Origin of the sequence: Kitasatospora sp. NPDC059327, assembly GCF_042752535.1 — a bacterium.
Classification (GTDB): domain Bacteria; phylum Actinomycetota; class Actinomycetes; order Streptomycetales; family Streptomycetaceae; genus Kitasatospora.
In genome coordinates this window covers 1-14,279 of record NZ_JBHYYB010000023.1, presented here as the reverse complement: position 1 = coordinate 14,279, position 14,279 = coordinate 1, and the positions used below count along the sequence as shown (strand labels likewise).

The following is a 14,279-nucleotide window of genomic DNA, read 5'->3' as shown; positions in this document are numbered from 1 at the left end:
TCCGTCGGGGGCGGGCCCAGCCCGTCGAAAGAACGGTGGTGGCGGGCCTGGGGGTACCCCCGGCCGAGGGCTGGGGGAAGCTGGCAAGGGAAGTGGGGGGCACCCGTCGGTCCGGTGCCCCCCACTGCGTCGGTCCTACTTCGCGCGACCGGCGTTGATCAGCTGGGCGTGCTCCTGGAGCGACATCACCCCGACCTCGTCGCGCAGCAGCGCGTCGATGCCCTGGACGGCCGCGCCCATGGCCTGGACGGTGGTCAGGCACGGCACGCCGCGCGAGACGGCGGCGGTGCGGATCTCGTAGCCGTCGAGACGGCCACCGGTGCCGTACGGCGTGTTGATGATGAGGTCGACCTCACCGGCGTGGATCAGCTGGACGATGGTCTGCTCGCCGTTCGGGCCCTCGCCCTCGCTGTGCTTGCGCACCACGGTGGCGGGGATGCCGCCGCGCTGCAGCACCTCGGCGGTACCGGCGGTGGCGAGCAGCTCGAAGCCGAGGCCGACCAGCGCGCGGGCCGGGAAGACCAGGTTGCGCTTGTCCCGGTTGGCGACGGAGACGAAGACCTTGCCCTTGGTCGGCAGCGCGCCGTAGGCACCGGCCTGCGACTTGGCGTACGCCGTGCCGAAGACCTTGTCGATGCCCATGACCTCGCCGGTGGAGCGCATCTCCGGGCCGAGCACGGTGTCCACGCCGCGGCCGTGGATGTCGCGGAAGCGGCTCCACGGCATCACGGCCTCCTTGACGGAGATCGGGCAGTCGGCGGGCAGGGTGCCGCCGTCGCCCTCGGCCGGGAGCAGGCCCTCGGCGCGCAGCTCGGCCACGGTGGCGCCGAGCGAGATCCGGGCGGCGGCCTTGGCCAGCGGCACCGCCGTGGCCTTGGAGGTGAACGGCACCGTGCGGGAGGCGCGCGGGTTGGCCTCCAGCACGTAGAGGATGTCGCCGGAGAGGGCGAACTGGATGTTGATCAGACCGCGCACGCCGACGCCGCGGGCGATCGCCTCGGTGGAGGTCCGCAGCCGCTTGATGTCGTAGCCGCCGAGGGTGATCGGGGGCAGCGCGCAGGCGGAGTCGCCGGAGTGGATGCCGGCCTCCTCGATGTGCTCCATCACGCCGCCGAGGTAGAGCTCGGTGCCGTCGTAGAGCGCGTCGACGTCGATCTCCACCGCGTCGTCGAGGAAGCGGTCGATCAGCACCGGGTGCTCGGAGATCAGACCGGCGTGCCGCTCCAGGTAGGAGGCCAGCGAGGGCTCGTCGTAGACGATCTCCATGCCGCGGCCGCCCAGCACGTACGAGGGGCGGGCCAGCACCGGGTAGCCGATCTCGTCCGCGATCGCCTTGGCCTCCTCGAAGGAGAAGGCGGTGCCGTGCTTGGGGGCGGGCAGGCCCGCGTCGCGCAGCACACGACCGAACGCGCCGCGCTCCTCGGCGAGGTCGATCGCCTCGGGCTGGGTGCCGACGATCGGCACGCCGTTGTCCTTGAGCGCCTGCGCCAGGCCGAGCGGGGTCTGGCCGCCGAGCTGGACGATCACGCCGGCCAGCGGTCCGGCCTGCTGCTCGGCGTGGACGATCTCCAGCACGTCCTCCAGGGTGAGCGGCTCGAAGTAGAGCCGGTCGGAGGTGTCGTAGTCGGTGGAGACGGTCTCCGGGTTGCAGTTGACCATGACGGTCTCGTACCCGGCGGCGGCCAGCGCGAAGGAGGCGTGCACGCAGGAGTAGTCGAACTCGATGCCCTGGCCGATGCGGTTCGGGCCCGAGCCGAGGATGATCACCGCGGGCTTGGTGCGGGGGGCGACCTCGCTCTCCTCGTCGTAGGACGAGTAGAAGTACGGGGTCTTGGCGGCGAACTCGGCGGCGCAGGTGTCGACGGTCTTGAACACCGGGCGGATGCCGAGCGCGTGCCGGACCTCGCGGACCACGTCGGGGCGCAGCCCGCGGATCTCGCCGATCTGCTGGTCGGAGAAGCCGTGCCGCTTGGCGTGGCGCAGCAGCTCGGGGGTGAGCTTGTCGGCCTCGGCCAGCTCGGCGGCGATCTCGTCCAGCAGGAAGAGCTGGTCGACGAACCACGGGTCGATCTTGGTGGCCTCGAACACCTCCTCCGGGGTGGCGCCGGCCCGGACGGCCTCCATGACGGTGTTGATCCGGCCGTCGGTCGGGACCACGGCCTTCTCCAGCAGCGCGGCCTTGTCGCCGACCGGGCCGGCCCAGGTGAACTGGGAGCCCTTCTTCTCCAGCGAGCGGAGCGCCTTGTTGAGCGCCTCGGGGAAGTTGCGGCCCATGGCCATGGCCTCGCCGACCGACTTCATGGTGGTGGTCAGCGTCGCGTCGGCGCTCGGGAACTTCTCGAACGCGAACCGCGGGACCTTCACCACGACGTAGTCGAGGGTCGGCTCGAACGACGCCGGCGTCTGCTCGGTGATGTCGTTGGGGATCTCGTCCAGGGTGTAGCCGACGGCGAGCTTCGCGGCGATCTTGGCGATCGGGAAGCCGGTCGCCTTCGAGGCCAGCGCCGAGGAGCGCGAGACGCGCGGGTTCATCTCGATGACGATGACCCGGCCGTCCACGGGGTCGACCGCGAACTGGATGTTGCAGCCGCCGGTGTCGACGCCGACCTCGCGGATGACGGCGATGCCGACGTCGCGCAGGATCTGGTACTCGCGGTCGGTCAGCGTCATCGCCGGGGCGACGGTGATCGAGTCGCCGGTGTGCACGCCCATCGGGTCGAAGTTCTCGATGGAGCAGACGACCACGACGTTGTCGTTCTTGTCGCGCATCAGCTCCAGCTCGTACTCCTTCCAGCCGAGGATGGACTCCTCCAGGAGCACCTCGGTGGTCGGCGAGAGGGTCAGGCCCTGGCCGGCGATCCGGCGCAGCTCCTCCTCGTTGTGGGCGAAGCCGGAGCCGGCGCCGCCCATGGTGAAGGAGGGGCGGACCACGACCGGGTAGCCGCCGCCGAGCGTGTCGACCCCGGCCAGCACCTCGTCCATGGTGTGGCAGATCACCGAGCGGGCGGACTCGCCGTGGCCGATCTTGGCGTTGACGGCCTCGACGACGCCCTTGAAGAGCTCGCGGTCCTCGCCCTTGTGGATCGAGTCGACCTTCGCGCCGATCAGCTCGACGTTGTACTTGGCGAGGACGCCGTTGGCGTCCAGCGCGATCGCGGTGTTGAGCGCGGTCTGCCCGCCGAGGGTCGGCAGCAGCGCGTCGGGGCGCTCCTTGGCGATGATCTTCTCGACGAACTCCGGGGTGATCGGCTCGACGTAGGTGGCGTCGGCGATCTCCGGGTCGGTCATGATCGTGGCCGGGTTGGAGTTGACCAGGATGACCCGCAGGCCCTCGGCCTTGAGCACCCGGCAGGCCTGCGTGCCCGAGTAGTCGAACTCGGCGGCCTGGCCGATCACGATCGGGCCGGACCCGATGACCAGGACGGACTTGATGTCGGTGCGCTTAGGCACGCTGGCCCTCCATGAGCTCAACACTGTTCTTGTCGTCGCCTCGCATGAGCTCGACGAACCGGTCGAAGAGGTAGGCCGCGTCGTGCGGGCCGGCTGCCGCTTCGGGGTGGTACTGGACACTGAAGGCGGGCACGTCCAGCGCCTGGAGGCCCTCGACCACGTCGTCGTTCAGGCAGACGTGGGAGACCTCGACCCGGCCGAAGGGCGTGTCGCTCACCTTGTCCAGCGGCGCGTTCACGGCGAAGCCGTGGTTGTGCGCGGTGACCTCGACCTTGCCGGTGGTGCGGTCCTGCACCGGCTGGTTGATGCCGCGGTGGCCGTACTTGAGCTTGTAGGTGCCGAAGCCCAGCGCCCGGCCGAGGATCTGGTTGCCGAAGCAGATCCCGAAGAACGGGGTCCTGCGCTCCAGCACGCCCTGCGCCACGGCGACCTGGTGGTCGGCGGTGGCCGGGTCGCCCGGACCGTTGGAGAAGAAGACGCCGTCCGGGTCGACGGCGTAGATGTCCTCCAGGGTGGAGTTCGCCGGCAGCACGTGCACCTCGATGCCGCGCTCGGCCATCCGCTGCGGGGTCATCGCCTTGATACCGAGGTCCAGCGCGGCGACGGTGAACCTCTTCTCGCCGACGGCGGGCACCACGTACGCCTCGGTGGTGGCGACCTCGGGGCAGAGGTCGGCGCCCTTCATCTCGGGCGACTGCTGCACCCGGGCCAGCAGGGCGGTGTCGTCCGCCAGCGCCGGGCCGGAGAAGATGCCGCAGCGCATCGCGCCGCGCTCGCGCAGGTGGCGGGTGAGGGCGCGGGTGTCGATGCCGCTGATGCCGACGACGCCCTGGTTGACGAGCTCCTCGTCGAGCGAGCGGCGCGAGCGCCAGTTGGAGGCGACCCGGGCGGGGTCGCGGACGATGAAGCCGGCGACCCAGATCCGGCGGGACTCGTCGTCCTGGTCGTTCCAGCCGGTGTTGCCGATCTGCGGGGCGGTCATCGCGACCACCTGGCGGTGGTACGAGGGGTCGGTCAGGGTCTCCTGGTAACCGGACATGCCGGTGTTGAAGACCGCCTCGCCGAAGGTCTCGCCGATGGCGCCGTAGGCCTGGCCGCGGAAGGTCCGGCCGTCCTCCAGGACGAGCACGGCGGGGACACGGTCCCGCCGTTGGCGCTGCGTGGTGGGGGCAGGTGCGGTCATTGAGCGGCCTCTTCCGTCTTCGTCTGCGTACGTGTTGCGAGGTGAGCGATCGCCTCGACCCAGGCGGTGTGCTCGTCGGGGTGGTCGGCCCGGAAACCGGAGTCCAGTGCGGTGCCCTCGTGCGTCCAGGTGACGACGAGGAGTCCGGACGGGACGACCTTGCCGGCGATCCCGGAGTCCGTCCGGGCGCCGGTCAGGTGCTCGGCCGGGATCCAGAAGTCGATGTCGCCGGGGCGCTGCACCAGCAGGCCGTCCGCGCCGAGGGTCAGGTCGGCGCGGCTGCGGGTGCCCAGGCCGTGCGCGACGACCCGGTCCAGCCAGTTCCCGGCGGTGGTGGTGCCGTGGTACCGGCCGCTGGTCTCCAGGATGGTCCGGCCGGCGCGAGCCGGCACGGCGGGCAGCGGCGGGATGCCGGACTGCAGGGTGCGCCGCCAGTTCCAGCCCTGGCGCATCAGCCAGTAGATCAGCCCGATCACCAGCAGCAGGCCGACGGCCCAGCCGATGTACGCGGGCCAGTCGGTGACCCTGGCCTGCTCCTGGGCGAGCCGGGTGACGGTGCTCACGCGAGCCCGCCCTGCTCGACCAGCTCGCCGGCCAGCACGGTGGCGGCGCCGCGCAGGAAGGTGGCGTGCACCCGTCCGGGCAGGTCCAGACCGCGGTAGGGGGTGTTGCGGCTGCGGGTGGCGAAGCTGTCGGGATTCACGGCACCACGGTACGCGGGATCGAACAGCACCAGGTTGGCGGGCTCACCGACCGAGACGGGCCGCCCGTGGCCGGTGAGGCGGCCGATCCGGGCCGGGCGGTGCGACATCCGGTCGGCGACGCCCTCCCAGTTCAGCAGGCCGGTGTCGACCATGGTCTGCTGCACCACCGAGAGCGCGGTCTCCAGACCGACCATGCCCATCGCGGCGACGGCCCACTCGCAGTCCTTGTCCTCGGACGGGTGCGGGGCGTGGTCGGTGGCGACGGCGTCGATGGTGCCGTCCGCGAGCGCCTTGCGCAGCGCCTGGACGTCGGCCGCGGTGCGCAGCGGCGGGTTCACCTTGTACACCGGGTCGTAGGAGCGGACCAGCTCGTCGGTCAGCAGCAGGTGGTGCGGGGTCACCTCTGCGGTGACGTTCCAGCCCTTGGCCTTGGCCCAGCGGATGATCTCCACCGAACCGGCCGTCGACACGTGGCAGACGTGCAGCCGGGAGCCGACGTGCGCGGCGAGCAGCACGTCGCGGGCGATGATCGCCTCCTCGGCGACGGCCGGCCAGCCGCCGAGCCCGAGCTCGCCGGAGACCTGGCCCTCGTTCATCTGGGCGCCCTCGGTGAGCCGCGGCTCCTGGGCGTGCTGGGCGACGACCCCGTCGAAGGCCTTCACGTACTCCAACGCCCGGCGCATGATCACCGCGTCGTCCACGCACTTGCCGTCGTCGGAGAAGACCCGCACCTCGGCCGCCGAGTCGTGCATCGCGCCCAGCTCGGCGAGCTTCTTGCCCTCCAGGCCGACGGTGACGGCGCCGACCGGGCGCACGTCGCAGTAGCCGGACTCCTGGCCGAGCCGCCAGACCTGCTCGACGACGCCGGCGGTGTCGGCCACCGGGAAGGTGTTGGCCATCGCGTGCACGGCGGTGAAACCGCCCATCGCGGCGGCCTGGGTGCCGGTGAGCACCGTCTCGGCGTCCTCGCGGCCGGGCTCGCGCAGGTGGGTGTGCAGGTCGACCAGGCCGGGCAGGACGATCAGGCCGGTGGCGTCGATCTCGATGTCCGCCTCGACCGCGAGGCCGGTGCCGATCTCCTTGACCACGCCGTCGGCGAGGTGGAGGTCCTGCGGGGCGCCGCCGAGGATCTGGGCGTTGCGGATCAGGTAGGTGGTCACTGAGCGGTCTCCACGGAGTCGGTGCGGGGGGCGGCGTCGGCGAGCGTGGCGCCGCCGAGCAGCAGGTACAGGACGGCCATCCGGACGGAGACGCCGTTGGCGACCTGCTCGACCACGGTGCAGCGCGGCGAGTCGGCGACGTCGGCGGTGATCTCCATGCCGCGGACCATCGGGCCCGGGTGCATCACGATGGCGTGGTCGGGCAGCTGCGCCATCCGGCTGCCGTCCAGGCCGTAGCGGCGGCTGTACTCGCGCTCGGTCGGGAAGAACGCGGCGTTCATCCGCTCGCGCTGCACCCGGAGCATCATCAGCGCGTCGGTCCTGGGGAGCACGCTCTCCAGGTCGTAGCTGACCTCGCAGGGCCAGTTCTCGATGCCGATCGGCACCAGGGTCGGCGGGGCCACGAAGGTGACCTGGGCGCCGAGGGTGGTGAGCAGGTGCACGTTGGAGCGGGCGACCCGGCTGTGCAGGATGTCGCCGACGATGGTCACCCGGCGGCCCGCGAGGTCGTGCCCGAGGCCGGCGTTGAGGTGGCGGCGCATGGTGAAGGCGTCGAGCAGGGCCTGGGTGGGGTGCTCGTGGGTGCCGTCACCGGCGTTGATGACGCTGCCGTGCAGCCAGTCGGACTGGGCGAGCCGGGCCGGCGCGCCGGAGGCGTGGTGCCGGATGACGACCGCGTCCGCGCCCATCGCCTGCAGGGTCAGCGCGGTGTCCTTGAGGCTCTCGCCCTTGGAGACCGAGGAGCCCTTGGCGGAGAAGTTGATGACGTCGGCGGAGAGCCGCTTCTCGGCGACCTCGAAGGAGGTCTTGGTGCGGGTGGAGTCCTCGAAGAAGAGGTTGACGACCGTTCGACCACGGAGCGTAGGCAGCTTCTTGACGGCCCGTCCGGAGAGCTGGGCCAGCTCCTCGGCGGTGTCCAGGATCAGCAGCGCGTCGTCGCGGGTGAGATCGGCGGCGGAGACGAGGTGGCGCTTCACGCGGGCTACTCCGGGAGGTGCGGTGCGGACGGCTGGGAGGCGGGGGCCGGCGGGGTGCGCTCACCGCGCGTGGGCCGCGAGGAGGCCGCGTGGTCACGGTCGCCGACCAGGACGGCGTCCACGCCGTCGCTGTCGGCCAGGCGGACCTGCACCGCCTCGCGCAGCGAGGTGGGGAGGTTCTTGCCCACGTAGTCGGCGCGGATCGGCAGCTCGCGGTGGCCCCGGTCGACCAGGACGGCGAGCTGCACGGCGCGCGGGCGGCCGATGTCGCTGAGCGCGTCGAGCGCGGCCCGGATGGTGCGGCCCGAGAAGAGCACGTCGTCGACCAGGACGACGAGCCTGCCGTCGATGCCGCCGGCCGGGATCTCGGTGTGCTCCAGGGCGCGGGCGGGCTTCAGCCGCAGGTCGTCCCGGTACATGGTGATGTCCAGCGTCCCGAACGGGATCTCCCGGCCGGTGATCTGGACCAGCCGGTCGCGCAGGCGGCGGGCGAGGTGCACGCCCCTGGTGTGGATGCCCAGCAGCACGACGTCCTCCGCGCCCTTGGCGCGCTCGACGATCTCGTGCGCTATCCGGGTGATCACCCGGGCGATGTCCGTGCCGTCCAGCACCTGGTGCGGTGGACGCGGCGTGGATTCGTGATGTGTGGTCATGCCGAAGCGGACCTCCTTCCCCGCCTCACTGGACGGGCCTTAAAGGATGTCTGGAACGCCCCCGCCGACGCGGCGCGGGCTCCGGTCATCGTACCAGCGCACGGGACCGCAAACAGGCGTCCATGATTCCGCTTCATCGGGTTAACGTCCTCGACGCACCGCCGACGCGGGCCATTCGCACGACTGCCCCATTCGGCTTGACGCAGCTACCTCACTCTACGTAACCTCACAGTGAGTTACGAGACTGACGTCGAACCCACCGGTAACGGCGTCGACAATCGCCCGTGACCCACCACTGAACGCGAAGCAATCTCGTCCGGGGAGATCAATGTCCAGCGACTACGCGAAGCAACTCGGAGGAAAACTCCGAGCGATCCGCACTCAGCAGGGGCTCTCCCTGCACGGTGTCGAGGAGAAGTCCCAGGGGCGCTGGAAGGCAGTCGTCGTCGGCTCGTACGAGCGCGGTGACCGTGCGGTCACCGTGCAGCGGCTGGCCGAGCTGGCGGAGTTCTACGGCGTCCCGGTGCAGGAGCTGCTGCCCGGCGGCACGCCCGGTGGTGCGGCCGAGCCGCCGCCGCGCCTGGTGCTGGATCTGGAGAGACTGACCCAGGTCCCCTCCGAGAAGGCCGGTCCCCTGCAGCGCTACGCCGCGACCATCCAGAGCCAGCGCGGCGACTACAACGGCAAGGTGCTCTCGATCCGCCAGGACGACCTGCGCACCCTGGCCGTGATCTACGACCAGTCCCCGTCGATCCTGACCGAGCAGCTGATCTCCTGGGGCGTGCTCAACCCCGACGCGCGCCGTGCGGTGCGCGAGGAGGAGGCGAGCTGAGGCTCGCCCCACCGGCTTCCACCAGCAGGAACAAGGCAGGGCCCAGCAGAAACGTCACGGCGCGGCACCCCGGACCGGGGGCCGCGCCGTCGCGCGTCGGGCCACGGGCGCGGGCCCGACGGCCGGGCTCAGCGGACCGTGCCCAGGCTGTACCCGGGCTCCGCCGCCACCCCGTCCAGTCGCACCGCCGCCGAGGGCGGCACCCAGCCCTGCCCGCCACTGGTCCAGGCCCACGCCGTCCGGCGGAAGCGCTGGTCGCCGGCCCCGCCACCGACCCCGTCGCCGGACCGGTCGGCGGCCTCCTCGGGGCCCCCGCCGTCCGCCGTCGAACCCCGCGTGCCGTGCAGCACCGCCAGCCCCGGCAGCTCCCGGGCCAGACCCGCGCAGAGCACCGCGCAGACCAGCTCCAGGTCCTCGTCGTTGATCCGCACCACACCGTCCTCCCACTGGAGCACCCGGGCGGCGGCCGTCAGCCGGCCGCCGGGCGCGTCCACCGCGAGGCGCAGCTCGTACACCCCGGCGCCGGCGCCGACCAGCATCCGCCGGAACACCTCGGCGCCGCGCTGGTACGCCTCCCGCACGGCGCGGCCGCGCTCCTCGTAGAGCCCGCCGTCCAGCAGCAGGTCCGCGTGGCGCAGGGTCAGCCCGTTCTCCCGGGCCCGGACCAGCCGGGGCACGAAGTCCCCGGCCAGCTCCTCGCCCTGGTAGGCGAGCAGCTGGGTCTGCAGCGGCGGATTGACCAGGTAGCGGTCGCGGGCGCCCGGCTCGGCCGGGTCGAGGCCGTGCAGCAGGCAGAACTCCTCGAAGTCCTGCGGGTGGAACATCCGGGCCCGGACGGTGTCGAAGCCGCGCCGGGCCTCGGTGAGCAGCTCGGCGGTCTCCCGCAGGTAGGTCCCGTAGTCCGGCGCGTCGGAGAGGCGCCAGGCGCCGGCGCGCTCGAAGTCGGCGGCGCTGGTCAGGACACCGATGACGAAGGCCTGCTCGGCGCCGTCCGTCCGGCGGCGCTCGTGCCGCGCCCGCGCCCGCGGGCGGGGGCCGGCGGCGGTGCAGTCGGGGGTGCGGCGGGCGCGGCCGTTGCGGCTCATCGGAGGCTCCTGGGGCGGTGGCGGTCAGCGGCGGGGGTGCCGCCGACCTTGTCCTCCCCAGCCCCGCGTGTCGCACACGTACGGCGTGTCACAGGAATGTAACCGACCGTGAGACCGGCGTGTCGCGCGCCCGCCGGGCCGGGCGCGGCACGTCCGCCGGGCCGCGCCGGTCACGCCGGGCGCGGGACCCGGGCGAGCTGGCGGGACTGGGCGACGAGGCGGCCGGACTCGTCCCAGACCTCGGCGTCCTCCTCGAAGTAGCCGCCGGCCACGTTGCGGGTGGCGTGGGTGACGCGCAGCCAGCCCGGCACCGGCCTCGCCCGCAGGTGGACGGTCAGCTCGATGGTGGGGGCCCAGCCGGGCATGCCGAGGTCGAAGGTGACCGGCGGCAGCGCGTCGGCGACCAGCAGAAGCAGCAGCGGGTCGGGCTGGCGGCCGTCGGCGAGCCGGAACCAGCCCTGGATCCGGCCGTTGCCGGAGGGCTGCCCGAGTGCCCAGCCGATGGTGGCCGGGTCGAGCCGCAGGTCGAACCGCTCCAGCAGGGCGGCCTGCGCGATCAGCTCCTTGGGGGCGTGCTCGACGCCGACGCACTGGTCCGGCGGCGGCAGCTGCGGCGGCACCGCGGTGGTCCGCACGTCGCCGGCCGCGTCGGCGAGGTCGCCATGGGTGGCGACCACCCGCAGCCGCTCCACGCCGCCCTGACTGAGCGAGGCGGTACCGGTGGAGAGCGAGCGGCCGCTGCGGAGCACCTCGGTGCGGACGGTGGCCGGGCCGGGGTGCGAGGCGGAGAGGTAGTAACCGCTGATCGAGACCGGGTCGGCGTGCCCGCCGTGCTCCAGGGAGAGGGCGTGGCCCGCCATCGCGAGCAGCAGCCCGCCGTTGACGCCGCCGCCGATCTGCCAGCCGGCGCCCAGGTCGCCGTCGTACCGGCCCGGCTCGGCCGGGTGCCGGGTGAGGGCGATGCCCTGGTCGAACTCGCTGCGGATCGCCGTGGTCATGGGGGGTGGCCTGCCCTTCGCTGCGGGATCACCGGTGAGCGGGGTCACCGGCGCACCAGGGTTACTGGCGAGTAGCCCCAACATACGCCACCCGGCCCGAACGCACGACGGCCGCTGGACCCCTGTTCGGGGTCCGGCGGCCGTACGTCGGGTGCCGCTACCGGCGGATGCTCGGCTTGAGCTCCAGGAAGCGGGCGAGCAGGCCGTTGACGAAGGCCGGGGAGTCGTCCGTGGAGAACTCCTTGGCGATCTCGACGGCCTCGTCCAGGACGACCGCGTCCGGGACGCCGTCCTCCCAGATGAGCTCGTACGCACCGAGCCGCAGGACGTTGCGGTCCACGATCGGCATCCGGTCGAGCGTCCAGCCCACCGCGTACTCGGAGATGAGGTCGTCGATCCGACGGGCGTGCTGGACGTACCCCTCGATCAGCTCCATGGTGTACTCACCGACCTGCGGGGTGCCCTCGTCCGGCTTGGGCTCCCGGGCCCGGGCCACCCAGTCGGCGAGAACCCGCTGGGGGTCGACCCCGCGGTGGTCGGCCTCGAAGAGGATCTGGAAGGCTCGCGTACGGGCCTTGCTGCGTGCGGCCGACACGGACTTACTTCACCCGGCCGAGGTAGCTGCCGTCGCGGGTGTCGACCTTGATCTTCTCGCCGGTCACGATGAACAGCGGCACGGCGATCTCGGCACCGGTCTCCAGGGTGGCCGGCTTGGAGCCACCGGTGGAGCGGTCGCCCTGGACACCCGGCTCGGTGTGGGAGATGGTCAGCTCGACCGAGGCCGGGAGCTCGATGTACAGCGGGGCGCCCTCGTACATGGCGACCAGGGCCTCGAAGCCCTCCAGCAGGTACTTCGCGGCGTCGCCGACGACGGCGGGCTCGATCGTGGTCTGGTCGTAGGTGTCCGTGTCCATGAACACGAAGTTCTCGCCGTCCTTGTACGAGAACTGCATGCCGCGCTTGTCGACGTTCGCGGTCTCGACCTTGGTGCCGGCGTTGAAGGTCTTGTCCACGACCTTGCCCGTCAGGACCTCCTTGAGCTTGGTGCGCACGAAGGCCGGGCCCTTACCGGGCTTGACGTGCTGGAACTCGACGACGGACCAGAGCTTGCCGCCGTCCAGCTTGAGAACCATGCCGTTCTTGAGATCGTTCGTGGAAGCCACGGGCGCACTTACTCCTGGATATAGCTGTCAAGGAACCAAGGGGTGCGTCCTGCCGCCCGCGGCCGCCTCCGGGCGGTCACGGATCACAGGGCGAGGAGCTCCTTGGTGGTGATGGTGAGCAGCTCGGGCCCGCCCTCTTCGAGGGGGCGCACCACGAGCGTGTCCTCGATCCGGACACCGCCCCTGCCCGGGAGGTGAACCCCTGGACCGACGGTGACCGGCACGCGGCTGTCCAGTTTACCCATGTCCGACGGCCCGAGGCGCGGGGCCTCCCGGATCTCCAGCCCGATGCCGTGCCCGACGGGGTGCGGCGAGCTCTCGGTGTGCCCGGCCGCGTGGAGGATCTCCCGGGCGACCTGGTCGGGCACGTACTGCTCGACGCCCGGACCGAGCGCCTCCCGCCCGGCCCGCTGGGCCCGGAACACCAGCCGGTGCAGCTCCACCTGCCAGGGCGCGGGGGCCGCGCCGATCACGAAGGTCCGGGCGGTGGAGACGCCGTACCCCCGGTACTGCGCGCCGAGGACGACGGTGAGGAAGTCGCCCTCCTCCACCCGCCGGTCGGTGGGCTGGTGGGCCTGCTGACCGGAGTGGCTGCCGGTGCCGACCGAGACCGGGAAGGCCGCCCGGTCCGCGCCGTGGTCGATCATCCGGCGTTCCAGTTCCATCGCCAGGTGCCGCTCGGTGCGGCCGACCAGGATCGACTCCAGCAGTTCGCCGAGCGCCTGGTCGGCGATCTCGGCCGCGATCCGCAGGTCGGCGATCTCGTGCTCGTCCTTGACCACCCGCAGCCGCTCGACCGCCTGGCCGAGGTCGGCCAGCCGGACGCCCTCGACCAGGCCCGCCACCGCCCGGTGCCGGGTGACGGTCAGGTCGTGCTCCTCCACCGCGAGGTCGCCGACCCGGAGCCGGGCCGCGGCCGCGGCGGCGGCCAGCGCGGTGTCCGCCCCCGCCGCCACCGGCACCCGGCTGACGTCCTCGGCGATCAGGTGCTCACCGGTGTCGTCCGGAGGCAGGTCGTCCGGCAGCGCCAGCAGCACCTGCTCCCGGGTGAGGAGCAGCGTCGCGCCGCACGGCGGGCACCCGGTCAGGTACCGCACGTTGGCCGCCCGGGTGATCAGCGCCGCGTCGGCCCCGGTCGCACTGCAGTGTTCCCTCAGACGCTCCCGCCGGCCCGCGTACGCATCAGACATGCGTCGAGCCTACGGAGCCGCACCACGATCCGCCCGCCGAGCGGATCCGACCGGGCGCCGGACGGGCCCGGCCCGGGCGTACGGGCGAGCGGTCGGAGCGGGCCGGTCGGCGCGAGCCCCCGCGCGTACGCGGTCGCGCGCGGCCGACGGCGGCATCCCCGACGGCCCGCGGCCCGACCCCGACGGCCCGGGAATGGGCCGGGTGGCGGCCGCGTTGGAGCGGACACGAAAACGACTTCCATTTCGGCGACCGGCCCGACCGGTCGCCTCGGCGGCCCCGCCGGGCCGCCCCCATCAGGAGGAGGACCCATGGCCCGCAGCGAACTGCGCCCCGTCGTCAGGCTCAGGTCCACGGCCGGAACGGGCTTCACGTACGTGACCCGCAAGAACCGCCGCACCGACCCGGACCGGCTCGTGCTGCGCAAGTTCGACCCGGCCGCGCGCCGGCACGTCGACTTCCGCGAGGAGCGCTGAGCCCGGCACACCCCCCGACCCCCGCCCCGCGATCCGAGAGGAGCCCCGCTGATGAAGCCCGGCATCCACCCCGCCTACCGCCCGGTCGTCTTCCGCGACACGGCCGGCGGTCCGACCTTCCTGACCCGCTCCACCCTGACCGGCGACCGGACGACCACCTGGGAGGACGGCACCACCCGTCCGGTGGTCGACGTCGAGATCTCCGCGGCGAGCCACCCCTTCTTCACCGGCCGGTCCCGTGTCCTGGACACCGCCGGCCGCGTCGAGCGCTTCCACCTGCGCTACGGCACGCGGCACGGCTGAGCCGGCGGACAGCCGGCGGCGGGGGCCCCCCCCACCCCCCCGGGGGGGGGCCCCCCCCCCCCGCGGGCGGGCCCCCCGCACAGGGCCAGGGGCGGCCGCCGACCCCC

14 protein-coding genes are annotated in these 14,279 nt (G+C 72.6%); 3 read left to right on the top strand and 11 right to left on the bottom strand.

The features are described from left to right. Positions 1-135 precede the first annotated feature (135 nt). Genes carB through pyrR form a run of 6 tightly spaced genes read right to left on the bottom strand, consistent with a single transcriptional unit; the run spans position 136 to position 8,127 of the window. On the bottom strand, positions 136-3,450 hold the full coding sequence (gene carB / locus ACFXHB_RS16430) for a carbamoyl-phosphate synthase large subunit (RefSeq protein ID WP_380574899.1): 3,315 nt from the start codon (positions 3,448-3,450) through the stop codon (positions 136-138). Further along, positions 3,443-4,633 (bottom strand): glutamine-hydrolyzing carbamoyl-phosphate synthase small subunit, encoded by a 1,191-nt coding sequence (gene carA, locus ACFXHB_RS16425; RefSeq protein WP_380574898.1) that lies wholly within the window; start codon positions 4,631-4,633, stop codon positions 3,443-3,445. Before carA ends, carB begins: the two co-directional genes overlap by 8 nt. Further along, positions 4,630-5,196 carry a hypothetical protein gene (locus ACFXHB_RS16420; protein ID WP_380574897.1) on the bottom strand — a complete coding sequence of 189 codons (567 nt, stop codon included), beginning with the start codon at positions 5,194-5,196 and terminating at the stop codon, positions 4,630-4,632. Before ACFXHB_RS16420 ends, carA begins: the two co-directional genes overlap by 4 nt. Further along, positions 5,193-6,497, bottom strand: a complete 1,305-nt coding sequence (locus tag ACFXHB_RS16415; protein WP_380574896.1) for a dihydroorotase — start codon at positions 6,495-6,497, stop codon at positions 5,193-5,195. Before ACFXHB_RS16415 ends, ACFXHB_RS16420 begins: the two co-directional genes overlap by 4 nt. Continuing rightward, positions 6,494-7,474, bottom strand: coding sequence for an aspartate carbamoyltransferase catalytic subunit (locus ACFXHB_RS16410; RefSeq protein ID WP_380574894.1), 981 nt, complete (start codon positions 7,472-7,474; stop codon positions 6,494-6,496). The genes ACFXHB_RS16415 and ACFXHB_RS16410 overlap by 4 nt, the downstream gene beginning before the upstream one ends. Before the next feature lie 5 nt (positions 7,475-7,479). Then, entirely contained in the window at positions 7,480-8,127 is a 648-nt protein-coding gene (pyrR, locus tag ACFXHB_RS16405; protein ID WP_380574893.1) for a bifunctional pyr operon transcriptional regulator/uracil phosphoribosyltransferase PyrR, read from the bottom strand. 328 nt (positions 8,128-8,455) lie between these two features. Between pyrR and ACFXHB_RS16400 the strand changes: the two genes are divergently transcribed. Further along, positions 8,456-8,959, top strand: coding sequence for a transcriptional regulator (locus tag ACFXHB_RS16400; RefSeq protein WP_031072501.1), 504 nt, complete (start codon positions 8,456-8,458; stop codon positions 8,957-8,959). Positions 8,960-9,087: 128 nt separating this feature from the next. Here the strand turns inward: ACFXHB_RS16400 and ACFXHB_RS16395 are convergent, their stop codons facing one another. The 5 genes from ACFXHB_RS16395 to ACFXHB_RS16375 all read right to left on the bottom strand — a co-directional run bounded on the left by ACFXHB_RS16395 (position 9,088) and on the right by ACFXHB_RS16375 (position 13,395). Continuing rightward, on the bottom strand, positions 9,088-10,044 hold the full coding sequence (locus ACFXHB_RS16395; RefSeq protein WP_380574892.1) for a hypothetical protein: 957 nt from the start codon (positions 10,042-10,044) through the stop codon (positions 9,088-9,090). Between the two features lie 170 nt (positions 10,045-10,214). Further along, positions 10,215-11,042: a thioesterase family protein gene (locus ACFXHB_RS16390; protein WP_380574891.1), complete on the bottom strand. Its 828-nt coding sequence runs from the start codon at positions 11,040-11,042 to the stop codon at positions 10,215-10,217. 157 nt (positions 11,043-11,199) lie between these two features. Next, on the bottom strand, positions 11,200-11,637 hold the full coding sequence (gene nusB / locus ACFXHB_RS16385) for a transcription antitermination factor NusB (RefSeq protein WP_329486782.1): 438 nt from the start codon (positions 11,635-11,637) through the stop codon (positions 11,200-11,202). 4 nt (positions 11,638-11,641) lie between these two features. Next, entirely contained in the window at positions 11,642-12,205 is a 564-nt protein-coding gene (efp, locus tag ACFXHB_RS16380; RefSeq protein WP_380574890.1) for an elongation factor P, read from the bottom strand. A gap of 83 nt (positions 12,206-12,288) precedes the next feature. Then, complete coding sequence (locus ACFXHB_RS16375; RefSeq protein ID WP_380574888.1) at positions 12,289-13,395, bottom strand: M24 family metallopeptidase; 1,107 nt, start codon at positions 13,393-13,395, stop codon at positions 12,289-12,291. 309 nt (positions 13,396-13,704) lie between these two features. Between ACFXHB_RS16375 and rpmG the strand changes: the two genes are divergently transcribed. Both rpmG and ACFXHB_RS16365 read left to right on the top strand, forming a co-directional pair. Further along, the gene (gene rpmG, locus ACFXHB_RS16370; RefSeq protein WP_380574887.1) at positions 13,705-13,869 is read left to right on the top strand and encodes a 50S ribosomal protein L33; all 165 of its coding nucleotides are present in this window, start codon (positions 13,705-13,707) and stop codon (positions 13,867-13,869) included. 51 nt (positions 13,870-13,920) lie between these two features. Then, positions 13,921-14,172 (top strand): type B 50S ribosomal protein L31, encoded by a 252-nt coding sequence (locus ACFXHB_RS16365; protein ID WP_380574885.1) that lies wholly within the window; start codon positions 13,921-13,923, stop codon positions 14,170-14,172. Positions 14,173-14,279 lie beyond the last annotated feature (107 nt).

What these genes read in the sequence shown, in the direction of transcription:
- carA (WP_380574898.1), bottom strand. Translation starts at nt 4,633, where the DNA reads ATGACCGCACCTGCCCCCACCACGCAGCGCCAACGGCGGGACCGTGTC.
- pyrR (WP_380574893.1), bottom strand. Translation starts at nt 8,127, where the DNA reads ATGACCACACATCACGAATCCACGCCGCGTCCACCGCACCAGGTGCTG.
- ACFXHB_RS16400 (WP_031072501.1), top strand. Translation starts at nt 8,456, where the DNA reads ATGTCCAGCGACTACGCGAAGCAACTCGGAGGAAAACTCCGAGCGATC.
- ACFXHB_RS16395 (WP_380574892.1), bottom strand. Translation starts at nt 10,044, where the DNA reads ATGAGCCGCAACGGCCGCGCCCGCCGCACCCCCGACTGCACCGCCGCC.
- ACFXHB_RS16390 (WP_380574891.1), bottom strand. Translation starts at nt 11,042, where the DNA reads ATGACCACGGCGATCCGCAGCGAGTTCGACCAGGGCATCGCCCTCACC.
- ACFXHB_RS16375 (WP_380574888.1), bottom strand. Translation starts at nt 13,395, where the DNA reads ATGTCTGATGCGTACGCGGGCCGGCGGGAGCGTCTGAGGGAACACTGC.
- rpmG (WP_380574887.1), top strand. Translation starts at nt 13,705, where the DNA reads ATGGCCCGCAGCGAACTGCGCCCCGTCGTCAGGCTCAGGTCCACGGCC.
- ACFXHB_RS16365 (WP_380574885.1), top strand. Translation starts at nt 13,921, where the DNA reads ATGAAGCCCGGCATCCACCCCGCCTACCGCCCGGTCGTCTTCCGCGAC.